The organism is Actinoplanes hulinensis (assembly GCF_019429605.1).
Taxonomy (GTDB): domain Bacteria; phylum Actinomycetota; class Actinomycetes; order Mycobacteriales; family Micromonosporaceae; genus Actinoplanes; species Actinoplanes campanulatus.
This window is the reverse complement of sequence record NZ_JAHXZI010000003.1, coordinates 418,117-438,989: the sequence shown is the minus strand read 5'-3', so window position 1 is coordinate 438,989 and position 20,873 is coordinate 418,117. Positions and strand designations below refer to the sequence as shown.

The window sequence follows — 20,873 nt, the reverse complement described above, 5'->3', positions numbered from 1 at the left end:
CTAGGAACTTTCGGCACAGCCCGATGTGGGCCCCGTTGTTCTCCCGCACCAGGAAGTACGGTGCTGAACTGTGCAGCGCGACAGATTGATCACCCCGGAGATGGCCCACCTGCTTCGGCCATGGTTCTCCGGTGTCACCGTTGGAGCGCAACCTGTCATCCACGATGCGCCGGCCGTACTGGAACAGCCCGACCATGCCGCCGCACTGACGTGGCGGGTGGGCTCCGACGACCCGCATGACATCGTGATCATGGGACCCCGGACTCGAGCCAGGTACCATCTCGGGCGGCCCGGCCGGGACTGCCTGCCACTAAGTTTCCGGCCAGGGTGGGCTGCCGACTTCCTCGGCCTTCCCCTGCGCGACCTTGCCGACCGGGCCGTTGCCGCTGCCGATCTGGACAGCAGGTCGTTGACAGCGTTCGTCGAAGCGATCGCCGACAGCGGTTCGCTGGTCACGTCGCAGTCGCACGCGGCACGACTGCGATCGCTGACCGCAGCGTTGCCGGATGCCCCGTCGGCGCATGGCGACCGCGCCGCTCTACGCCGGCACATTGTCGCCGAGGCGACGGCGCTGCTGTCCATCGGCGACGGCTCGCCGCGCGAATCCGTCCATCGCGTCGCGCGGCGCCTCAATGTGAGCGAGCGACATCTTCGTACGGTGTTCGCCGATGGAGTTGGCCTGACGCCCAGCCAGTTCGTGCGCCTCGACCGCGTTCGGGCGGTGCTCGCCCGTATTCAGCAGAGGCTGCCGGAGGTGTCGACCAGAGCGGGTTACTACGACCAGTCGCACATGACCGCCGAATTCCACCGCGTCATGGGCACGACCCCGTACGCCTTCACCACGCGACGCTGGCCCATCACCGGGGCATGCACGGCAACCACCGTGGACACCGGATGAGAGATCGGCCCGGCGGCGAGGCGCGAGGCCGATCCCTGTGGCTGGCCGGCCAAGGATTCTGCGCTCCTCGACCCCCGTGACCAGTGCCGCCCATCCCTGGGAAGATCCGGCGCTGTCGAGCGTCCACCTCGACGAGGTGGCGTGGGCGGAGTCTGGACGAATTTGGACGCGAGGGTGGCGTGGCGCACCGCCGAGTCGGTGAGGCGTTGGACGGTCGCGCGGCGCGCGGCTGGTGTCACGGTCAGCTCTGATCGGGTGCGTCGAGCTCGGCCAGGTGAACGCGGATCTGGTCGGCCTCGGGCAGTCCGAGGTCGACGTAGTGGGTGAGGGCCTGCCGGTACTCGTCGCGGGCCCGCCCGGGGTCGGCGAGGGCACGGTGGACGTCGCCGAGACCGGCGTGGGCACGGGCCTGCTGATGACGGTTGCCGGTGACGCCGGCGATGGCGCAGGCGGCGGTGTGGTGGGTCAGTGCGTCAGCTGTCCGTCCGGCGGCACGGGATACCTCGCCGAGCCCGTTGCACACCCATGCCTCGTTGTCCTGGTTTCCGGTCTCCTGGAAGACGGTCAGGGCCTGCTGGTAGTACTCGGTGGCCTCGTCGAGCCGGTCGAGGCGGGTGTGCAGTGAGCCGAGGCTCTCCAGCGCGCCGGCTTCGGAGGTGCGGTCGCCGATCTGCCGGTACAGCCCCAGGGCCTGCTCGAGGTGGTCGCCGGCCGGCTCGTATCGGCCCATGCGAACGTCGAGTTCGCCGAGGCCGTGCAGCGCCACGGCTTCACCGCGCGGGTTGCCGGTCTGGCGGGACACGGTCAGCGACTGACGGTAGTAGTCGGTGGCCTCGTCGAGGCGGCCCGCCCGTTCCATGACAGCACCGAGCCCGCCCAGCGTGGTGGCCTCTCCGATGCGGTCGCCGTTGCGCCGGTCGAGCTCCAGGGCCTGCTGCTTGTATTCGATGGCATCCGGGTATCGGCCGGCCCGTTCCGCGATGAGGCCGATGTTGAAGAGAGCCCGGGCCTGCCCAGCCGTGTCGGCGGTCTGCCGGAACAGCTCGAGCGCCTGCCGGAGGTGGTCGTCGGCCGCGTCGGGCCGGCCCAGCCGCAGGTGGGCGATGGCAAGACCGCTCAGGGCGTGGGCCTGCCCCTTCTGGTCACCGCTGTCGCGGGCGGCGCGGTGGGCGTGGCCGTGCATGGTCAGGGCGTCGTTGTGGTGGCCGCCTTGAAGGTAGCGGGACAGGGTGCGGGCCAGTCGGCTGGTGTGGTCCGGCCAACCGTGCGTAGCGGTGTGGGTGGCGACGGCGACCAGGCTGGGCCGTTCGGTGTCCAGCCAGTCGAGCGCGTCCGGGCGATCGGTCAGGAGCGGGACGGGGGTGCCGGCCGGGGAGACGTCCGGTCGGACGTTCGCCTCGCCGGGCAGCAGGATCTCCATCGCGGCCGCGGTGGTGGCCAGGTAGTAGTCGTACAGGCGGGTGAGGGCGGCGCGGCGTGCGGGTGGGGAGTCATGGTCGTGGGCGCGCGCGGTGGCGTAGGCGCGGACCAGGTCGTGGAGCACGTACCGGCCCGCCGTGGCCTGCTGGATGAGGTGATCACGGAACAGGGCGCCCAGGCAGGCTTCGGCGGTGTCGAGGGCGGTGTCCGTGAGGGCGGCCGCGGCGTACGCGTCGAAGTCCTGGCCGGGATGCAGGGCGACCAGCCGGAGCAGACGCTGCTGGTCGGCGGGGAGGTGCCGGTAGGACAGGTCGAGAGCCAGTTCGACGCCGGCCTCGAGGCGCCGGTCACGGTGGCGCTCGTCGAGCCGATCGGCGTGGTCGGTCAGTGTCCAGCCCGCCGTGTTGCGGATGTGGCCGGCGATGAGGCCCAGCGCCAAGGGTAGGTGGCCGCAGCGCCGCGCGATCCGGGCGATCGCATCCGGATCCGGGCCGATGGGCAGCTCGGACACGGCGGCGGTCAGGAAGGCCGTCGCCTCGTCCGGGTCGAAGACGTCGACGGTGAGCTGGGCGGTGGGGTGCAGCTCGGCGAGGCTGCGCCGGCTGGTGACCAGGGTGACGCAGCCCGACATGTCGGGCAGGAGCGGACGGACCTGTTCGGCGGTGGCGGCGTTGTCGAGCACGATCAGGGCGCGGGCGCCGGCGAGAAGGTTGCGGTAGGCGCCGGCTCGGGCGGCCAGCTGGTGGGGTATCTGATGGCCGGGCATGCCGAGCAGCCGCAGGAATCCGTCGAGGACAGCCGCCGGGTCGGCCGGCGGCTGGGTGGGATCGGGGTGGAAGCCGCGCAGATTGACGAACAGGACCCGGTCGAACTGTTCCTCCCGAAGGAGCAGGTGACCGGCGTGGACGGCCAGCTGGGTCTTGCCGACCCCGGCCATGCCCTCGATCGCCGAGATCACTACCGCGCCGCCGGCCCGGGTGGCTTGCCGGACGGCGTCGCTGAGCCGGTTCAGCTCACCGGTCCGGCCGGTGAACCCCACCAGATCCCGCGGCAGGGCGTCCTGGACCCGCACCTGGGAGACCGCCTCGACCTCTCCGCCGATGACGCGCAGGGCCTGCCGCCATTGCGTCACGTACCCGGTGTCGTCGCGGAGGGCCTGGATCACGGCGACGACCAGGTCGGTGTTCAGCCGTCGCCGGCCGGATTGGAAGCAGTTCGCCACCGTTGACCGTCGCGCCAGCTCGCCGGCCGGCCGGCCCTGCGCGGTCCAGGCCGCGTTGACCCGCTCCTTGATCGTCTCGTACGAGGGGTCGCCGGCCCAGACCTTCAGCAGGCGTAACCGTTCGACGAGGTCGTCGACGGTGCCGGCCTCGGCAGGATCGGGCGGCGCGGCGAAGGTGTCCCGCGGCATGGCACCTCCATGGAGATCGTTCTCGACTTCGTGGCGGGTTCGAGGCTAGTACTCCAGCCGGGGATCGTGATCACGGCGGCGAGGAATGCGTGGGCGAGGCTGCGACCGGGCATTGAACAGCCTGCGTGCCGCCGTCGAACGCGCCGTCTCGCACCTGGTCAACTGGAAGATCCTCGATCTCGGCCACCCGATTTTCTTGACCGAGTGGATCATCGCGTAAGAAGCTCACCCGGATGAAACGTGTCATGCCTGCCTTGACCGGGACCGCGGCGACTGCCGCGACCGTCTTCCTGGTGGCGCTCTGTCTGCGGCCCGCGATCACCGCGGTCGGGCCGTTGTTGCCGCAGATCAGCGTGGACGTCGGACTCGGCGAGGCGGCGCAGGGGCTGTTGGGGGCGCTGCCGTTGCTGGCGTTCGCGTTCGTGTCGCCGCAGGTGCACCGGATGGCCGGGCGGCTCGGGATGGAGCGGGCGATACTCGCGGCGCTGCTGGTGCTGGCGGTGGGGACGCTGGTGCGGTCCTGCACGGGGCATGCGGGGCTGTGGGTGGGCACGATGGTGATCGGGTGTGCGATCGCGGTCGGGAACGTGCTGGTTCCGGCCATCGTGAAACGTGACTACGCGTCGAATGTGTCACGGGCGACCGGGTTCTATACGGCATTCATCACGATCGGGGCGTCGGCGGCTTCGGCGGTCGCGGTGCCGATCGCGGACGCAGTGGACTGGCGGCTGTCGCTGGCCGTGTGGGGCGGGCTGGCCCTGGCCGTGGCGGCGGTGTGGCTGCCCCGGGCTCGGATCTCTCCCGTTGCTGAGGTGGTCGCGGTCACCGGTTCGGTGGCGGTCTGGCGGCAGCCGCGCGCCTGGATGATCACCGCGTTCATGGGTCTGCAGTCGACGTGCTTCTACGTACTGGTGACATGGCTGCCGACGATCGAGATCGCGGCCGGGTTCCCGGAGAGGGTTGCGGGGTTGCACCTGTTCCTGTTCCAGGGGATGGGGATCCTGGGAGGGCTGGCGATCCCGCTGCTGCTGCGTGATCCCGGGACCCGCCGACTGGGTACGGTCGTGGCGAGCCTTCCGGTGATCGTCGCGGTGCTGGGGCTGCTGGCCGCGCCGGAGCTGGCCGTCGTGTGGGCGGGCATCGCCGGGCTGGGGCAGGGTGCCGCGCTGGTGACGGCGTTGACGCTGATCAGCCTGGGTGGGCGGACCGCGGCGGAGACCACCCGGCTGTCCGGGATGGCGCAGTCGCTCGGGTACCTGCTCGCGGCGGCCGGGCCGGTGGCGGCCGGGGTCCTCGCCGAGCAGACCGGCGCATGGGACGCGACGTTGGTCATGCTCGTGGGGTTGGGCGTGTTGCAGGTCGGGGCAGGGCAGGTCGGGGCAGGGTAGGCCGGGGCAGGGCAGGTTGGGGCAGGTTGGGGCAGGTTGGGGCAGGTTGGGGCAGGTCGGGGCAGGGCTCATGGGAGCCCGGTCCTAGGATCCTGATCATGATGCGGGCGCTGGTTCTCACTGCTCCGGGCAAGGCCGAGGTACGTGAGGTGCCTGTGCCGGTCGCCGCGCCCGGGCAGGTGATCGTCGACGTCGAGCGGGTCGGTGTGTGCGGCACCGACGTCGAACTGTTCACCGGCGAGATGAGTTACCTGCACAGTGGGGTGTCGTCGTACCCGCTGCGACCCGGACACGAGTGGTCCGGAACGGTGCGCTCGGTCGGGGCGGGCGTCGGCGAGTCGTGGATCGGGCGACGGGTCACCGGCGACACCATGATCGGCTGCGGGGGCTGCCGGCGATGCCTCGCGGGGCGACATCACGTCTGTCCCGAACGGCATGAGCTGGGCATTCGCGACGGGCTCCCGGGAGCGCTGGCCGAGCGGATGGCGTTTCCGGCGGCCTACCTGCACCCGCTCCCGGACTCGGTGGACGCGGTGGCCGGCGCGATGGTCGAGCCGGCCGGCAACGCCCAGCGCTGCGTCGACGCCGCCGATCTCGCGGCCGGGGAACGGTTGCTGATCCTGGGCACCGGCACGATCGGCCTGCTCACCGCGATGCTGGCCCGGGCGCGCGGGCTGGAGGTGCACCTGCTCGGCCAGGAACTGGAGTTCGCCCGGTCACTCGGGTTCGCGCAATCCTGGGATGCGGCATCCCTGCCGACGCTGTCCTGGGACGCGGTTGTCGACGCCACCAACGCGCCGTCGATGCCGGGCCTCGCGATGTCGCTCGTCGAACCGGGACGCCGGGTGGTCTACATCGGCCTGTCCGGAACACCCAGCATGATCGACACCCGGGACGCCGTGCTGAAGGATGTCACCACGGTCGGGATCCTCGGCGCGTCAGCCGGCCTCGCGGACGCCATCGCAGCATTCGCGGCGGGGTCGATCGATCCGCGGCCGCTGGTCGCCGCGACGGTCGGCCTGGAGGAGGCCGCGGCCGTCCTGTCCGGTTCACGCCCGCCGGGCGCGGGGCCCGGTCCGAAGATCCAGATCAACCCCCGGATCGCGTACGGGCGACGCTGACGCCCTCAGCCGCCCCGCGTAGATGGGCCGACATCCGCTTCAAATGCCGGCCCCGCGGGTGAGGTTCCGCCGAAAGCCGCGGCTCACGCCGGTGATCACCACGACACGCGCGGTGCTCCGGTTCCTCACGGCTCTCATCCCGAGGGATCAGGATGGACCGATGCCGCCACACGTACTCCTCTTCACCCGCACGACCGGTTTCCGGCACGACTCGATCCCGTCCGCGATCGCCGCGCTCACCGGGCGGGACGACCTCCGGGTGACCGCCTCCGAGGATCCGGCCGACGTCGCCGCCTGCGACCGTTTCGACGCCGTCGCCTTCGTCTCGACCTCGGGCGATGTGCTCGGCGAGCGGGCCCGGGACGCCCTGCGCTCGTTCGTCGAGGGCGGCCGCGGGTTCGCCGGGGTGCACGCCGCCGCCACCACCGAGCCGTCCTGGGACTGGTGGCCGGATCTGCTCGGCGCCCGTTTCGCCGGCCATCCCGAGGGTGTGCAGCCCGCGACCGTCGACGTCGTTCCCACCGGTCATCCGTCGACCGCGCATCTGCCGCCGGCCTGGCGCTTCACCGACGAGTGGTACGCCTTCTCCGACGTCCGCCCCGGCTCCACCCTGCTGCTCGGCGTCGACGAGGCCACCTACGCCCCCGCGGAGTTCGGGATGCCGTCGCCGCACCCGCAGGCGTGGTTCCGCGAGCTTGGCGCGGGCCGTTCCTGGTACACCGGGCTCGGCCATCGGGAGGAGGCCTGGTCGGACGCCCTCTTCCTGGCGCACGTGGTCAACGGCATCCGGTGGGCGGCGGCATAGGCCCCCACTCACCGCGTGGTCGACGGCATCCCGTGCGCGGCGGAGTAGTAGCGGTCTCACACCGACCGCACATCACGCTGGGCGGCGCAGAGTTCCGGCTCACGGCGTGGTCAGGACCCGCACCGACCGCAGGTCACGGTGGGCGGCGTGCACCTCGGCGATCCCTGCCAGCGCATCCCGTCCGAGCGCCCGGTAGGCCCCGGTCAGCAGGGCCAGACCGGCCTCCCGGTACTCGTCACGGTCCACCCAGTGCAGTTCGCTCCCGACCGAGAGGGCGAGCGCCGGCCGGCCCGCGGCGAGTTCGCTCCCGGCGTCGGCGATCCACTCGGCCGCCTTGGCCGGATCCTTCTGGAAAGCCTCCAGGCGCATCCCCGACGAGGGCAGGTGCGGCTTGCCGCTGCGGGGCGGCAGGATCGGAAACAGCGAGACCGCGGTGCGCCGCCGTGTCTTGGACGCCCAGCGGGGCCGCCCATCCTGCCGGAGCGCCTCGGCGTCGGCGTCCGCATACCAGTCGAGGGCCTCGATCAGCGGCACGGCCCGTTCGGCGTCCTCCGGCTCGTCGCCGTAGTCGGCGAGGAACCGCCCGGCCTGCTCGCGGAGCACGCCGAGCAGGGTCGGTGGCCGGGACGCCCAGGTCTCGGCGCTGTCGCGGGCGTAGTTGTGGGCGATCAGGGTGGGCAGTTCGGCGGGGTCGTCGTACCAGAGGCCGTAGTGCAGCCCGTCCGACCCGCCGCCCATGACGGTGACGAACTCGGCCGGGTCGCACCGGAAGCGGACGTGCAACCGCTCGTCGAGTCCGTCGCGGCCGACCAGGTCGAGGCCGCCGTCACGGAAGTAGTCGGTGACGCCCCACGCCGAGTGCTCCATCTCGAGGACGGCGGCCTGGTCGCTGGCCCAGAGCGCGGCGAAGACCGCCACGTGCCGGGGCAGGCGCAGCCCGTACACCCGCTGGACGCGTTCGGCGACCAGCGGGAACCGCTCGGTCATGGTGGCGAGAGCCGATTCCCGTGTCGTCATCAGCGGATCCTAGAGAGTCGTGAGTTGACATCCTCTCCGCCCCCTGAAGGACGGAGATTCTCGTTCGGCAGCACGACATCCCCCGCTTCGATCACTGGACCACGAAGGCTAGACCGGGGGTACGACAAGATGTCGGGGTGCAGATGTCCGTACTGATCGCCCAGGTCCCCGCCGTCTGGGACGTCGCCACCAATCTGGCCACCTACCGTGAGGTCCTGACCGAGGCCCGGCCCGGCGACGTGGTCCTGCTCCCGGAGGGGATGCTGTCCGGCTATGCCGAGGACCTGTCGCCATTGGACACCATCGATCCCGCGGAGATCCGCGCCGCCGTCGATCAGGCCGCCGACCTGGCCCGGGAGAAGCAGGTCCACGTGTTCTGCGGGTCCGTGCTGCCCGAGGAGCAGGGCTGGTCGAACGCCGCCCTGCACCTCTCCCCCGACGGCCCGCCGCACGTCTACCGGAAGATCAACCTGGCGATGAACGAGCGCGGCCGGATGACACCGGGTGACCGTCTGGAGACGACGACCGTGCACGGCGTCACCGCGGCGATCCAGCTGTGCCGGGAGATCCGCTTCCCGGAGCAGTGGCAGTATCTGGCCGCCGCCGGCGCGCGATTCCTCGTCTATCTGACCAACGCCGCGAACCCCCGCGAGCCGGACGGCGTCTGGCGTTCCCACCTGGTCAGCCGGGCCGCCGAGAACCAGCGTTTCGTACTCTCCGCCAACATCCCCGATCCGGCGCAGCATTGCCCGAGCATGATCGTCTCTCCGCGCGGTGAGGCGCTCGCCGAGCTGCCGATGGGGGAGAAGGGCCTGCTCCGGCACACTTTCGACCCGGCCGAGTCGGGCGACTGGTATCTCAGCCAGCGCCGCCGGGACGTGATCTCGCTGACATATCACGGTTGAGACCGCCCCCACCGGCGGCCGATCCCACACACGGCCGCCGGCCGGCCCCCTTGCGGTCCGGAGCTCGGCAAAACCCCGGCACCCCTTCATCGCACTGAACCGCCGCGTCAAGTAGAAACCCCCACTTATCTCTCACCCTGAGCGCAGCGAGACCTTCCCCCCTATTTCGTACGGGCGGCGACCAGAACCGTGGCGGCCACGCGAGGCGCCGCCCACCCGCGCCCGTGCCGCGCCCGCCGGGCTGAGCTGCCGGGCCGGGCTTTCGTATGGGCCGTCCGGCCCGGAGGGTCCACAATGGGCCGCATGCTCCGTCGATGGCGACCGCGCCCGTCCGGCCAGGTGGTGACCGGCAGCGTCGTCTTCGGCGACGTCGTCCAGATCACGGACGTCGGTGGTGACGTCACGGTCAACCCGTCCCCGCGGCCGTACCGGGTCGAACCGGCCACCGCCGAGGCCACCGAACTCACCCCCGACCGGGCCCGAGCCCAGCCGAGCCGATTGCTGCTGGCCCGCTACCAGGTCGTGCCGTTCACCGGCCGCACCCGCACCCTCGACGACCTCGACACGTGGATCTCCGGCCCGGATCCGGTGGCGGCCCGCCTCGTGCACGCGGCCGGCGGCCAGGGCAAGACCCGCCTCGCCGCCGAGGTGGCGAGGCAGTGCGCCGCCGCGGGCTGGACGGTGTGGACGGTCACCCACACCGCGACGCCGGTCCCCGGCTCCCGGGTCGAACTGCCCGGCGGCGCCCTGCTGGCGGTCGTCGACTACGCCGACCGCTGGCCCGTCTCAGCGCTCCAGGCGTTGCTCAGCCAGTTGCGGCGGCTCCACGCCCGGGCCGGCACGACCGTACGGGTGCTGTTGCTGTCCCGCTCCTCCGGCTTCTGGTGGCAGGCGGTCGCCCAGCAGGCCGAGTCCGACAGCATCGAGACCGGCTCGACCGCGCTCCCCGCCCTGGCCGCCGACAGTGACGACGACCGCCTCGCCCTGTTCACCACGGCCGCGTCCCACTTCGGCAAGGCGCTGCATCCGGCGTACCCCGGCCCGTGGCCCGCCCCGGATCTGAGCGGTCCCGGATTCGCGCAGGTCCTGGCCGTGCACATGGCCGCGCTGGCGGCCGTCGACGCCCACCGCCACGGCAGTGAGCCCCCGGCCCACCCGCACGCCATCTCGGCCTACCTGCTCGGCCGCGAACAGGCCCACTGGCAGGAACTGCACGCCCGCCGAGAAAGCCCGCTGACCACCGCGCCCACCGTCATGCAACGCGCCACCTACGTCGCCGTCCTGACCGGGTCACTGCCGCGGCCGGAGGCCCGGCAGGCCCTCATCCAGGTCGCCCTGGCCGGCGACCCGCCCACTGCCGACCAGCTCATCGACGACCACAAGGTCTGCTATCCCGCAGCCGACCGGCGCACCGTCCTGGAGCCGCTGCTCCCCGACCGCCTGGCCGAGGACTTTCTGGCCCTGGCGACGCCCGGCTACGACCCGTCCCCACTCACCGACGACTGGACATTGACCGCGCCGGAGTCACTCTTCGACAGTGGGGATCCTCGACCGTGGACTCCGGCGGCGATCACCACGCTCGTGGAGACCGCGCACCGCTGGCGGCACATCGCCACCGACGTGTTGTATCCGCTCGTCCGCAGCCGTCCGGCCCTGGTCACGGCCGCCGGCGGCGCCACCCTGACCCGACTCGCGGCGATCCCCGGCATCGAGCCGGACGTGCTGGCGGCGCTGGAACCGCATCTTCCGCCGGACCGGCACATCGACCTGGACGTCGCCGCCGCGGCGCTCACCGCCCAGCTCACCGAGCACCGGCTCACGCATGCCTCCGACCCGATCACGCGTGGGTTGCACCACAGCGTGTATGCGATCCGGCTCTCCAACGTCGGCCGGTACGCCGAGGCGCTCGACCAGAATGAGAAGGCGATCGAGTCGTTCCGGGACGTCCTCGGCGACGATCACCGGGCCCTTCCGGGGCTCGCCGACGCGCTGAACTCCGCCGCCATCCATCTGGCGCTGCTGGGCCACAACGAACGGGCCCTGGTCTCGGCGACCGAGGCGGTCACGATCTTCCGTCGGCTCGCCAGCGTCGATCCGGACACCTATCGACGAGATCTCGCCATGGTGCTGACCAACCTGAGCAGCCGTCTGGCGGAACTCGGGCGCAGCGAGGAGGCGCTACCGCCCGCTGAGGAGGCCGCCAACGTCTACCGCAAGCTGGCCGAGAGCGGTGACGAGCGGCAACTGTGGTTCCTCGCCGCGGCGCTGACCAACCTGAGTAACCGGCTCGCCGAACTCGGACGTCACGAGCAGGCGCTGCCCCCGGCCGAGGAGGCCAACCGCATCGACCGCCGGCTCGCCGACATCAATCCCGAGGTGTACCTGCCGGAGCTCGCCAAGTCGTTGAACAATCTGGCGATCCGGCTGGCGGAGGTGGGCCGGACGAGTGCGGCACGGTCGCCGGCCGAGGAGGGGGTCGGCATCTACCGCCGTCTGGCCCGGGCGAATCCGGGCTCGTACCGGGCGGATCTCGCCAACTCCCTGCTCAACCTGAGCAGGCACCAGTTTCTTCTCGGCGACGGGGAGCAGGCCGTCGCGACCGTGGAGGAGTCGGTGGCGATCCGCCGCGCGCTCGCCCAGCGGAATCCCGGTGCCTACCTGCCGGTTCTCGCCAGCTCCCTGCTCAACCTCGCCGTCTTCCGCGCGGGGGTCGGCGTACCGGAACGGGGTTTGTCCGCGGTCGACGAGGCGATCGGGTATCTGGAGCCGATGGCCGAGCGAATTCCGGGAGTCTTCGCCGCCAGGCTGGACGGGGCGCGGCGTCTCCGGGCCGAATTCGCCCGGCGTGCCCGGGAGTAGCCCGGGTCAGGCGGCGTCGGCGGGGAGCGGGCGGCGGCCGGCGAAGCCGAGGTCGGCGCGGTGGTACCAGGTGATGTCGGTGTCCCCTTCGAGCCAGCACAGCAGGACCGGGACGCCGTCCAGGTCGGCCGGGAAGTCGACCAGCAGCGGGGCGACACCCTTGAGTTCGGCGCCGGTCTCCTGGATCTCGGTCATCAGCTCGTTGAGGCGGGCCTCGGCGGCCTTGCGTTCCGGCAGGCCACCCAGGCTGGTCGGCTCACCACCGGGGACCAGGGCGGCGGACAGCTCGACCATGTCGGCGCGCAGCGTGATGACCTCGTCGAGGACCGGTCGCAGCCGGGCCAGTTCGGTGCGTGCTTCGCCAAGCGTGAACAACCCCATACCGCAGAGTCTGTCACCCAGGAGGGAACGGCCCGGCGAACACCCGCCGAGCCGTTCGGTGAACATGGAGAGATCAGACCGTCAGGGGTCCAGGAGCCGATGGCGCAGCGGGATAACCCTTGCATGCCCCCGCCCAGCCGCCTGGAGGAGATCTACTAGGTTGTGCATCCGTGCTGATCAGAGTGCGGGACACCGCGATCCGGACGCTCCTGTCCCCCTGCGGATGGATCGTCGGGGTGGCGATCTATCTGTTCGCCCGGTGGGCGCAGGCCCAATACGACGCTCTCAGCGTCGGCGCGTGTGACCTCGGCATCTTCTACCAGGCCGTGCAGGGCTGGGCGAACGGCGCCTGGCCGATGGTGCCGATCAAGGGGTACGTGCAGCTGGGCGACCACTTCTCACCGGTCTTCGCGTTGCTGGCGCCGCTGGTGTGGATCCACGACTCGGCGATCACCCTGGTGTACGCCCAGATCGTCCTGATCTGTCTGTCCGGCATCCCGATCTACCACATCTTCCGCCGCCGCCACGGCATCGCGGTCGGCACCGGGATGCTCATCGCGTACCTGTGCAGTCATGCCGTCTTCGGCACCGTCGCCTTCCCCGTACACGAGGTGATGTTCGGCGCGTTGTTCCTGGCCTGGGGCCTGGAGCGGATGCTCGCCGGGAAGTGGACGCAGGCGACGATCCTGTTCGCGGCGCTGGTCACGGTCAAGGAGGACGGCGGCCTGCTGTGCGCCATGCTCGGCCTCTACGCCCTGCTCAACCGGCGGTGGAAGCACGGCGGGTTCCTGATCGCCTGGGGCGCCTCGTGGTTCCTGGTGACACTCAAGTTCATCATCCCGAACCTGAACCCGGGCGGCTTCACCTACGCCAAGGACTACCAGGAGAACCTGCACGCGGACGGCATCTTCGCCGGCATCCCGTACATGATCACGCACCCGCTCGAGATCCTGAATCTGATGACCGACGAGCCCGCCAAGCTCACCACCTGGGAACAGCTGCTGCTCCCGGTCGGCTTCGCGGCGCTCGCGTCCCCGCTGATCCTCTTGATCGCGCCGGTGATGCTGAGCCGCATGCTGTCGTCGCGGGAGACCCAGTGGTCCTCCGACCTGTACTACGACATGCCGCTCATCCCGATCCTGTTCGCCGCCGTCGCCGACGGCTTCCGCCGGATCGGCAGCCTGGTCGACCGGGCCCGCGGCCTGGGCCCCGACCCGGACCTCGCGATGGCACCCCGCAGCACACCCGTCGAGGAACCGAAACGGCCCTGGTACCAGTTCCGCACCGCGACCGTCATGGCCGCCATCGCCGCGCCGGTGTTCATCTTCTTCGCCGTCCAAGACCTTCGAGACCACAAAATCGTCGATTGGTACGAGGGGACAGCGGCCCCGTTCAACAACGCCACCGTGGTCGCGGAGGCCACCGACGCGCTCGAGCGCATCCCGACGGGCGTCACCGTCCGGGCCAGCAACAACCTGCTGATCCCGCTGCTGCCCACCAACGAGGTCACCCTGATCGGCTCGAACGTCGACAAGGGCGACTGGGCCGTCGTCGACATCTGGAACCCGAGCTGCCCGATCGGCCGCACCGAGATCCCCCAGATCATGAAGCAGCTCGACCAGATGGGCTTCCGCCAGGTCTACCACGGCGGCCGCATCATCGTCCTCCAGCGCACCGCCCCCGCCACCCAGCCCATCCGCGGCACCGGCACCGCCAGCTGACCAGGCGGATGGGAAGGGAGTCGTGCGAAAGCGTTCCGTATTCCGCGACATCTTCAACCGCCGGGCGATGGCCTGGATCGCCATCCCCTCCGACCGCCGCAGCCGCCGGAGTGGCGAACTGATGCGTCCGCTCAACGGCAGCCCGGGACGCCGGGTGGACGCCGCCAAGAGGACGTCAAGCCCGAAGAAGATCATCGCTTCAATCGGCGCCGTCGCCGGTTACACCATGTCGTGGCACTTTCGGGGTCGCGGTAGTTGATCATCGAGCGGCATACTCTTCCGGTGCGCCGTTCGATCAACCTCGCCGTCTCCGCCGGTATCGCGGTCGTCTGCGGGCTGGCCGCCGTCGTCGTCAGCGACTCGCTGGGTCCTGCCGAGCCCGCGGCCGGCCCGGCTGCGGTGGCCGCGGCCACCACCGGAACGCCGGTCAACACCAGCGTCCCGGCCCGGCCGGCCCTCTGCGACGCCGAACGACCGGCCACGCTGGACCCGTTCCCGTACAACCGGGATGCCGCCCGCCGTGACCGCCTGCTGCCCTTCCTCGACCTGCTGGGCAACGGGGAGACCTTCACCGGCGGCGCCGGATTCTTCGGTCCGCTGGACGCCGCCGGACTGGCCGCACTGCTCGACGGGAAGTGGCTCGACCCCGACGACCGGCAGAACGCCGCGCCGCCCGCCTGGGACATCTTCCAATTCGTCTGCGACCACCCCGGCACCCACGCGCAGGGTTACGCGATCAGCCCGGACCGGGAGGACTACCGGATATCGCTGGAGACCATCTGGGCACCCCAGATCGACGACGCGCTGCGCGCCGACGCCCTCGAATTCTGCGCCGACGCGGACGCCATCGAGACGTCCGACCAACTGGAATGCTTCTGGGACTGACCTCAGGAGGCCGGGCCAGCGCCTGCCGGAACCGGCCGACGTCCAACAGCGAGACCTCGATGATCCGGTCCGGTGAAGATCCCCGCATGCGCAGAGTGCGGGTATCGCCCGATCTGCCACTAAGAGTGTCCTTACCCCCGCGCTGGCGAGCGTCCACCCGGGCACGCTCGGCCCATGCCCATCCGGGAGGCGATCCGGCGGCTCCGGAAAGTGTCGTAGGGGCGTGCCACGATGGCGGGCATGGATGGAAGTGCGGTGCTGGACCGGCTGGTGGCCGACGCGGAGACCGATCCTGACGTGCGCGGGGTCGTGCTGACCGGGTCGCATGCCCGGGGCATGGTCACCGCCCACTCGGACTGTGACGTCACCGTCGTGGTGACCGGGTCGGCGCTGGCCCGGTGGCAGCGGGTGCGGTCGGCCGAGCTGGACCAGGCGGTCGTCACGGTCGAGGCACTCTCCGACACATCGGTGCACTGGCCACGCTACGGCTACCGGGGCGCCCGCGTCCTGCTCGACCGGCTCGGTGGTGGCATCGCCGACCTGGTCGAGCGGCAGGCCATCCCCACGGCGGAGGAGACGCGGGCCTGGTCTCGGGACTTCCTGGATGCGTATGTGAACCAGCTCTACCGGGCGGTGAAGAGCCACCGGGACGGCGCGGCGGCGGCCGGCAAGCTGGACGAGCTGGAGAGCGTGCCGTGGCTGCTGTCGACGGTGTTCGCGCTGCACGGGCGGTTGCGGCCGTACAACAAGTATCTGGCCTGGGAGCTGGCCACCCACCCGCTGCCGGGCCGGTGGAACGCCGCCTTGGAGCCGGGGCGGCTGCCCGGCCGTGCGCTGAGCCTCTTTCCGGCGGTCGCCGACCTGGCCCGCGAGCGGGGGCACGGCGATGTCCTCGACGGGTGGGGCGCCGACATCGCCCTGATCCTGCGGCAGGCGAGGCGTTCCGGTGTCAGCGGTCGTTGAGGCGGGCGAGCACGCCCTCGATGAACGGGGCCTTCCCCGCCCGGTAACGGGGCCGGTCCTGGGGGTCGGCGGCGGCCAGCGCCGTCTTGAGGCGGGCGTAGTCGGCGGCGTCCTCAGGGCATCGGCGCAGGTGGTCACGGAAGGCGATCAGTTTCGGCACCAGCGGATCGCTTTCCTCGTACACATGCAGGTGGTGTGTCCGGAGGCCGGGGTCCGGAAAGCAGAAACTCCATTTGCGGCCGGTCTCGTCGCCGGGCTCGGGCGCGTGCGCCCAGCCGATCCGGGCCAGCGGGGCGATCGCGGCGACCCCGTCGGGGTAGGCGCCGATCCGCGTGGCCATGTCGATGATCGGTTTGGCCGGCAGGCCGGGGACCGCGGTGCTCCCGATGTGCTCGATGTCACCGGCCAGCCACGGCCGGAGCACGGCGGTCAGCCGTCGGCGCTCGCGTTCGAAGTCGTCCGCCCAGGCCGCCCGGTGCGGCACCATCCGGATCGGATCGCGTCTGTGCTGCGGCGGCATCCGGTCACCATATCGGGGCTGGGCTAACGTGAGCGCGGTGAAGAGGTCGTTCCCGGAGACGTTCGCGCAGCTGCTCAAGGCCCGGTTTCCGGTGCTCTACCTGGAGACGCATGAGGAACAGCGCGCCCTGCACAAGATCTCGCTGATCGCGGGGAACCCGGAACTGGTGCGGGTGCCGCGCCCGGTCTGGTCGTGGACGATCACCGGTGGGCTGATCCAGCCGGACGGGGAGGTCCGGTCCAACACCGGGCGGGTCATGGACGTACTCAAGATCGTGCACCGGCTCGACGAGCCGGGCGTGTTCGTCTTCCGTGACCTGCACCCGCTCACCGTGGACGGGCAGTATCCGCAGAACATGGAGGTGGTGCGGATGCTGCGGGACATCGCGCACGCCTTCCGGACCGGGCGGCACCCGCGGACGCTGGTGCTGCTGTCGCCGGTGCTGAGTCTGCCCACCGAGCTGGCCAAGGACATCACGATCGTCGACTTCCCGCTGCCCGGCGAGGCCGAGCGAGGGGCACTGCTGGACGCGATGATCCGCTCCAACAGCGCGAGCGGGCGGCTGCGGGTGGAACTCGACGAGGCGGGGCGGGAGCGGTTCGTCGCGGCGGCGGCCGGGCTCACCATGCAGGAGGCGGAGAACGCGTACGCCCGGGCGATGGCCAACGACGCGGTGCTGGACCTCGGCGACGTCGACATCGTGCACGACGAGAAGCGCCAGACCGTCCGGAAATCGGGTGTTCTGGAATTCATCGCCACCGGCACCGTGCTCGACGACGTCGGCGGGCTCGGCAATCTCAAGTCCTGGCTGGTCAAACGCAACGGCTCGTGGCTGCCCGAGGCCGCCGAGTACGGCCTGCCCGCCCCACGCGGCGTCCTGATCACGGGGGTGCCGGGGTGCGGCAAGTCGCTCACCGCCAAGGCCATGTCGACGGTGTGGGGTCTGCCGCTGTTGCGCTTCGACATCGGCCGGGTGTTCTCCGGGCTGGTCGGGTCCAGCGAGCACAACATGCGGACCGCGCTGCGGATCGCCGAGGCCGTCGCGCCGTGCGTGCTGTGGGTCGACGAGATCGAGAAGGGTTTCGCCGGCGGGACCGGCGACTCCGGCACCGGCGCCCGCGTGTTCGGCACCTTCCTCACGTGGATGCAGGAGAAGAGCCGGCCGGTGTTCGTGATCGCGACCGCCAACGACTTCGACGGGCTGCCACCCGAGCTGCTGCGCAAGGGCCGGTTCGACGAGACGTTCTTCGTCGACCTGCCGAGCCGCGCGGAACGGGTGGATGTGTGGCGGGTGCACCTGCTGCGGGCGCTGCGCCATCCCCGGGCCGCGGGCGAGCTGCCGGTCGGCGCGGATCTGCTGGACGAGCTGGCCGGGCTGACCACCGGATATTCCGGCGCCGAGATCGAGCAGGCCGTCACGGTCGCCCTGTTCGACGCGTTCTCCGAGCGCCGGCCATTGAGCCGTGACGATCTGGTGCGCGCCGTGATGAGCATCGTCCCGCTCAGCGTGACCCAGGCCGAGCGCATCGACGGTCTGCGGGCCTGGGCTCGCAACCGTGCCGTGGCCGCGACCAGCACCGATGACTGGGATCTGACCGACCGTCCCGGAGCATCGGGGCGGTAGGGTGTCCGCACACCAACGATGAACGGGGGGTCTCGTGAGCGTGTCGCTTTTGTTGGTCCCGCTGGCGATGGCCGGCGCGGCCGCTGTTCAGGCACGGGCCGCCGGGCGGTCCGACGGTGTCTGCGACGTCCGGACCCGGATGCGCGACGTCACCCTGCTGGGCGAGGCGCTGCGTGACACCGGCGCCACCGTCGTCACGTCCGGCGAGACGTTGACCGCCGTCTGGGGTGAGACGAAGGCGTCCGCCACGTTCACCCGTGACGCCGAGGGCATCTGGGGCGCGCACTTCACCGGGATCCAGCAGGACCGGGCGGTCGAGCTGGTCACCGCGGTCGACGAGGCCTACGGTCGCCGGGTGCAGCGGGCGGTTCTGGAGCGGCTGCGCGATCAGGCGCCGGCGGCCGGGCTCCGGCTGGAGTCCGAATCGGTCACCGACGGTGCGGTCCAGCTGGTCTTCGAGGTGGAGCGGGAGCGGGCATGAGCCGTCCACGGATCGTCGTCACCGTCAACGGCGACGGCACGGTCAGTGCCGAGACCCTCGACGTCCTCGGTGACAAGTGCCTCGACTACATCGCCGTCCTCGAAGACCTGATCGGCGGGAAGGTCGAGTCCAGCGCCTTCACCGACGACTACACGCGCCAGCACCACACAGCACAGGAACAGCAGGTGAACCGTGACGTGGACCCCGCCTAGCCAGGGTTTCCCACCACCACCGCCGAAGCCGCAGGGCCCGGCGCGGCTCTCGTGGCGCCTCGGCCACAGCGCCTGGGTGCTTCTGCCGATCCTCAGTTTCGGCTGCCTGAGCGGCGCCGGGTTCCTCTATGTCGGCGTCCGGGCGCGCCGCCACGCGTGGTCGATCGCCGGCATCGTCTACAGCGTCATCGCCAACGCCGCGTTCTTCACCGGGCCGACCCTGCCGAAGGAGTCCCTGGCCTCCGACCTGGCCTTCGTGGCGCTGCTGATCGTCTGGATGATCTCGGTGGTCCACGCGCTGGTCATCAACAACTCGTGGTTGCAATGGCGGGCCGGCCACCAGCCCTGGTATGCCCAGCAGACCGCCGCGCCGTGGGCCGGCGTTCCGGGGCCCGGGCCGGTTCCGCCCCAGGTGCAGGGTATCGTGCCTCCACCGGACCAGTTCTACGGCGCCCAGCCATCGACGCCCCAGCCGTATGCCGTTCCCCCGCAGGCGTCTGCGGTGCCGCACGCGCCTGTGGCGCCGCCTGTTCCTTCCGCGCCGCCGGCTTCCTTCGCGCCGCCAGTTCCTTCCGCTCCGTTTGCTCCTTCCGCACAGCTGGAGGTCAATAGCGCCACGGTGGAGCAACTCGCCGCGCTGCCGGGCGTCGGTCCGGAGCGGGCCGCCCAAGCGGTGTCCGCCCGCGACTCGCGGGGCGGCTTCGTGTCGCTGACCGAGTTCGCGGCCGCCGCGTCGCTGGCCCCGCACGAATTCGTCGCCGTCCGCGGCCGGCTGACCTGCGCCCCTCCGCCGGTGGCGCCGCAGCAGAATCATGATCAGCCGTTCGGGCGCATCGTCGATGTCTGAGACGCCGCTCGTGCGGGTGGCCCGTTTCCTCGACCGGACCACCGCCGAGGGCCCCGGCGAGCGGAGCGCGATCTGGGTGCAGGGTTGTTCCATCCGGTGCGCGGGCTGTTTCAACCCACACCTTTTCGGTACGCGCGGCGGCACACCCACCACACCGGAGAGCCTGGTCGAGCGGGTCGTGGCGGCCGGTACCTCCGGCGTGACCCTGCTGGGCGGGGAGCCGTTCGAGCAGGCCGCCGGCTTGGCGGCGGTGGCGGCCGGGGTGCGGCGGGCCGGGCTCACCGTCATGACGTTCACGGGGTACGAGTACGCGTACCTCCGATCGTCAGCGGACGAGCATGTGGCCGCCCTGCTCAGCGCGACCGATCTCCTGGTCGCGGGCCCGTTCCGGCAGGACCTGATCGACCGTGACCGGCCGTGGGTGGGCTCCACCAACCAGGAGTTCCTCCACCTGACCGGCCGTCTCTCCGACGTGACCGGGCCGGACCGCGTCGAGGTGACCGTGTCGGCGACCGGGGACATCGCCGTCAACGGCTGGGCCGACTCCGACACTCTCGACGCCCTGCTGGCCGGTCTCCCCGCCGGCCGCGCCCGCCCGTCAGCACACTGACCCGGCCGGCTGGAGACGACCACCGCGGCCCCGGCGCCTTTCCACCTTTCGGCCGAGTCGGCTGCTCCGAAATCGTGCTGGAGACAGATCCTCGCCAGGCGCCGGCCCGCCTATGGTCGGCGCCATGAAGATCAGCCAGGGCGTGGGGACGACGGCTCCGGTCGCGGGTTTCCTCTTGGGATTCCTCGACTTCGTCTGGATCAAGTACGTTCCGTTCCCGTTCGGCGGGCTCGGGAACTCGATCGCCGTCTGGGCCGTGGCCGCGTTCCTGCTCACGTTCCATTCTCGCTGGAGTCTGCCGCGTTCCGCCGTCGGTGCGGTGGTCTTCCTCGTCGTGGCCGTGCCGAGTTACTACGTGGCGGCGGCTCTGATCCAGAACGACGACTGGGCCAACGTCTACTCGTCCTACTCGTTGCTGTGGATGTTGCTCGGCGTGGTCGCCGGTGCCGTGTTCGGCGCGGGCGGCGGCATCGCCCGTACCCCCTCGCGCCGGCGGATTCCGGCGCTCGCGCTGCCCGCCGCGGTCCTGTTCGCCGAGGCCGTCCTTCAACTGTTCCGTCTCGGCGATCCCGGCGTCGTGGTCTCGGAGACGCTCGGCTACGTCGGGGTCCTGGTGGCGGCGGCGGTCGGGGTCACCCTCGTCGTCGCGCCGGCCTGGCGGGTACGCGCGCAGGTCCTGGCGTGCGCGGTGCCGCTGACCGCGGCCGGAGGGGTGCTGCTCTTTGCGAGCGGATTCCGCTGACCGACGGCGCAGCGGTCCATGAAACCTCGCAAAACCATGCAAGGTACGCGATATCGTCGGCGCC

At 71.0% G+C, this 20,873-nt stretch carries 21 protein-coding genes; 16 read left to right on the top strand and 5 right to left on the bottom strand.

Annotation, left to right across the window (positions count from 1 at the left end; translation table 11 throughout):
• The first annotated feature begins 70 nt into the window (after positions 1-70).
• Entirely contained in the window at positions 71-898 is an 828-nt protein-coding gene (locus KZ829_RS08345; protein WP_220143254.1) for a helix-turn-helix transcriptional regulator, read from the top strand.
• Between the two features lie 241 nt (positions 899-1,139).
• On the opposite strand, the gene KZ829_RS08340 is transcribed toward KZ829_RS08345, so the two are convergent.
• Together KZ829_RS08340 and KZ829_RS08335 are read right to left on the bottom strand one after the other, a co-directional pair.
• Positions 1,140-3,728, bottom strand: coding sequence for a tetratricopeptide repeat protein (locus KZ829_RS08340; RefSeq protein ID WP_220143253.1), 2,589 nt, complete (start codon positions 3,726-3,728; stop codon positions 1,140-1,142).
• A gap of 70 nt (positions 3,729-3,798) precedes the next feature.
• The gene (locus KZ829_RS08335; protein ID WP_220143252.1) at positions 3,799-3,975 is read right to left on the bottom strand and encodes a hypothetical protein; all 177 of its coding nucleotides are present in this window, start codon (positions 3,973-3,975) and stop codon (positions 3,799-3,801) included.
• On the opposite strand from KZ829_RS08335, the gene KZ829_RS08330 reads away from it, so the two are divergent.
• The 3 genes from KZ829_RS08330 to KZ829_RS08320 all read left to right on the top strand — a co-directional run bounded on the left by KZ829_RS08330 (position 3,974) and on the right by KZ829_RS08320 (position 7,042).
• Complete coding sequence (locus tag KZ829_RS08330; protein WP_220143251.1) at positions 3,974-5,116, top strand: MFS transporter; 1,143 nt, start codon at positions 3,974-3,976, stop codon at positions 5,114-5,116. The two genes, KZ829_RS08335 and KZ829_RS08330, sit on opposite strands and share 2 nt — an antisense overlap.
• Positions 5,117-5,214: 98 nt before the next feature.
• Complete coding sequence (locus KZ829_RS08325; protein WP_246635231.1) at positions 5,215-6,237, top strand: zinc-dependent alcohol dehydrogenase; 1,023 nt, start codon at positions 5,215-5,217, stop codon at positions 6,235-6,237.
• Positions 6,238-6,397: 160 nt separating this feature from the next.
• Positions 6,398-7,042 carry a ThuA domain-containing protein gene (locus tag KZ829_RS08320; protein WP_220143250.1) on the top strand — a complete coding sequence of 215 codons (645 nt, stop codon included), beginning with the start codon at positions 6,398-6,400 and terminating at the stop codon, positions 7,040-7,042.
• Positions 7,043-7,141: 99 nt separating this feature from the next.
• Here the strand turns inward: KZ829_RS08320 and KZ829_RS08315 are convergent, their stop codons facing one another.
• A complete protein-coding gene (locus tag KZ829_RS08315; protein WP_220143249.1) occupies positions 7,142-8,059 on the bottom strand; it encodes an ADP-ribosylation family protein in 918 nt (305 codons plus the stop codon).
• A 143-nt stretch (positions 8,060-8,202) separates the two neighbouring features.
• Between KZ829_RS08315 and KZ829_RS08310 the strand changes: the two genes are divergently transcribed.
• Positions 8,203-8,964, top strand: a complete 762-nt coding sequence (locus tag KZ829_RS08310) for a carbon-nitrogen hydrolase family protein (protein WP_220143316.1) — start codon at positions 8,203-8,205, stop codon at positions 8,962-8,964.
• 303 nt (positions 8,965-9,267) lie between these two features.
• On the top strand, positions 9,268-11,823 hold the full coding sequence (locus tag KZ829_RS08305) for a tetratricopeptide repeat protein (protein ID WP_220143248.1): 2,556 nt from the start codon (positions 9,268-9,270) through the stop codon (positions 11,821-11,823).
• Positions 11,824-11,829: 6 nt separating this feature from the next.
• Here KZ829_RS08305 and KZ829_RS08300 read toward each other — a convergent pair whose 3' ends face one another.
• Positions 11,830-12,204: a DUF2203 domain-containing protein gene (locus KZ829_RS08300; RefSeq protein WP_220143247.1), complete on the bottom strand. Its 375-nt coding sequence runs from the start codon at positions 12,202-12,204 to the stop codon at positions 11,830-11,832.
• Positions 12,205-12,374: 170 nt separating this feature from the next.
• Here KZ829_RS08300 and KZ829_RS08295 point away from each other — a divergent pair, with 170 nt between their 5' ends.
• The 4 genes from KZ829_RS08295 to KZ829_RS08280 all read left to right on the top strand — a co-directional run bounded on the left by KZ829_RS08295 (position 12,375) and on the right by KZ829_RS08280 (position 15,773).
• A complete protein-coding gene (locus tag KZ829_RS08295) occupies positions 12,375-13,925 on the top strand; it encodes a DUF2079 domain-containing protein (protein ID WP_220143246.1) in 1,551 nt (516 codons plus the stop codon).
• 22 nt (positions 13,926-13,947) lie between these two features.
• Positions 13,948-14,184 carry a hypothetical protein gene (locus KZ829_RS08290; protein WP_220143245.1) on the top strand — a complete coding sequence of 79 codons (237 nt, stop codon included), beginning with the start codon at positions 13,948-13,950 and terminating at the stop codon, positions 14,182-14,184.
• Between the two features lie 23 nt (positions 14,185-14,207).
• Complete coding sequence (locus KZ829_RS08285) at positions 14,208-14,810, top strand: hypothetical protein (RefSeq protein ID WP_220143244.1); 603 nt, start codon at positions 14,208-14,210, stop codon at positions 14,808-14,810.
• 240 nt (positions 14,811-15,050) lie between these two features.
• Positions 15,051-15,773, top strand: coding sequence for a nucleotidyltransferase domain-containing protein (locus tag KZ829_RS08280; protein ID WP_220143243.1), 723 nt, complete (start codon positions 15,051-15,053; stop codon positions 15,771-15,773).
• Here the strand turns inward: KZ829_RS08280 and KZ829_RS08275 are convergent.
• Positions 15,760-16,293, bottom strand: coding sequence for a GrpB family protein (locus KZ829_RS08275; protein ID WP_220143242.1), 534 nt, complete (start codon positions 16,291-16,293; stop codon positions 15,760-15,762). The genes KZ829_RS08280 and KZ829_RS08275 overlap by 14 nt on opposite strands.
• Before the next feature lie 37 nt (positions 16,294-16,330).
• On the opposite strand from KZ829_RS08275, the gene KZ829_RS08270 reads away from it, so the two are divergent.
• The 6 genes from KZ829_RS08270 (at position 16,331) to KZ829_RS08245 (ending at position 20,809) form a co-directional block, all read left to right on the top strand.
• Positions 16,331-17,917 (top strand): Ycf46 family AAA ATPase, encoded by a 1,587-nt coding sequence (locus KZ829_RS08270; protein WP_220143322.1) that lies wholly within the window; start codon positions 16,331-16,333, stop codon positions 17,915-17,917.
• A gap of 40 nt (positions 17,918-17,957) precedes the next feature.
• The gene (locus KZ829_RS08265) at positions 17,958-18,398 is read left to right on the top strand and encodes a hypothetical protein (protein ID WP_308285385.1); all 441 of its coding nucleotides are present in this window, start codon (positions 17,958-17,960) and stop codon (positions 18,396-18,398) included.
• A complete protein-coding gene (locus KZ829_RS08260) occupies positions 18,395-18,610 on the top strand; it encodes a DUF2997 domain-containing protein (protein WP_220143240.1) in 216 nt (71 codons plus the stop codon). Before KZ829_RS08265 ends, KZ829_RS08260 begins: the two co-directional genes overlap by 4 nt.
• A complete protein-coding gene (locus KZ829_RS08255; RefSeq protein ID WP_504739910.1) occupies positions 18,591-19,457 on the top strand; it encodes a ComEA family DNA-binding protein in 867 nt (288 codons plus the stop codon). Before KZ829_RS08260 ends, KZ829_RS08255 begins: the two co-directional genes overlap by 20 nt.
• A complete protein-coding gene (locus KZ829_RS08250; RefSeq protein ID WP_220143238.1) occupies positions 19,450-20,067 on the top strand; it encodes a 4Fe-4S single cluster domain-containing protein in 618 nt (205 codons plus the stop codon). The genes KZ829_RS08255 and KZ829_RS08250 overlap by 8 nt, the downstream gene beginning before the upstream one ends.
• A gap of 124 nt (positions 20,068-20,191) precedes the next feature.
• The gene (locus KZ829_RS08245; protein ID WP_220143237.1) at positions 20,192-20,809 is read left to right on the top strand and encodes a DUF6518 family protein; all 618 of its coding nucleotides are present in this window, start codon (positions 20,192-20,194) and stop codon (positions 20,807-20,809) included.
• Positions 20,810-20,873 lie beyond the last annotated feature (64 nt).

Excerpts from the sequence above, each read along its gene's own strand:
- KZ829_RS08340 (WP_220143253.1), bottom strand. The coding sequence starts at position 3,728 with ATGCCGCGGGACACCTTCGCCGCGCCGCCCGATCCTGCCGAGGCCGGC.
- KZ829_RS08330 (WP_220143251.1), top strand. The coding sequence starts at position 3,974 with ATGCCTGCCTTGACCGGGACCGCGGCGACTGCCGCGACCGTCTTCCTG.
- KZ829_RS08335 (WP_220143252.1), bottom strand. The coding sequence starts at position 3,975 with ATGACACGTTTCATCCGGGTGAGCTTCTTACGCGATGATCCACTCGGT.
- KZ829_RS08325 (WP_246635231.1), top strand. The coding sequence starts at position 5,215 with ATGATGCGGGCGCTGGTTCTCACTGCTCCGGGCAAGGCCGAGGTACGT.
- KZ829_RS08320 (WP_220143250.1), top strand. The coding sequence starts at position 6,398 with ATGCCGCCACACGTACTCCTCTTCACCCGCACGACCGGTTTCCGGCAC.
- KZ829_RS08315 (WP_220143249.1), bottom strand. The coding sequence starts at position 8,059 with ATGACGACACGGGAATCGGCTCTCGCCACCATGACCGAGCGGTTCCCG.
- KZ829_RS08310 (WP_220143316.1), top strand. The coding sequence starts at position 8,203 with ATGTCCGTACTGATCGCCCAGGTCCCCGCCGTCTGGGACGTCGCCACC.
- KZ829_RS08305 (WP_220143248.1), top strand. The coding sequence starts at position 9,268 with ATGCTCCGTCGATGGCGACCGCGCCCGTCCGGCCAGGTGGTGACCGGC.
- KZ829_RS08300 (WP_220143247.1), bottom strand. The coding sequence starts at position 12,204 with ATGGGGTTGTTCACGCTTGGCGAAGCACGCACCGAACTGGCCCGGCTG.
- KZ829_RS08280 (WP_220143243.1), top strand. The coding sequence starts at position 15,051 with ATGGATGGAAGTGCGGTGCTGGACCGGCTGGTGGCCGACGCGGAGACC.
- KZ829_RS08275 (WP_220143242.1), bottom strand. The coding sequence starts at position 16,293 with ATGCCGCCGCAGCACAGACGCGATCCGATCCGGATGGTGCCGCACCGG.
- KZ829_RS08260 (WP_220143240.1), top strand. The coding sequence starts at position 18,395 with ATGAGCCGTCCACGGATCGTCGTCACCGTCAACGGCGACGGCACGGTC.
- KZ829_RS08250 (WP_220143238.1), top strand. The coding sequence starts at position 19,450 with ATGTCTGAGACGCCGCTCGTGCGGGTGGCCCGTTTCCTCGACCGGACC.
- KZ829_RS08245 (WP_220143237.1), top strand. The coding sequence starts at position 20,192 with ATGAAGATCAGCCAGGGCGTGGGGACGACGGCTCCGGTCGCGGGTTTC.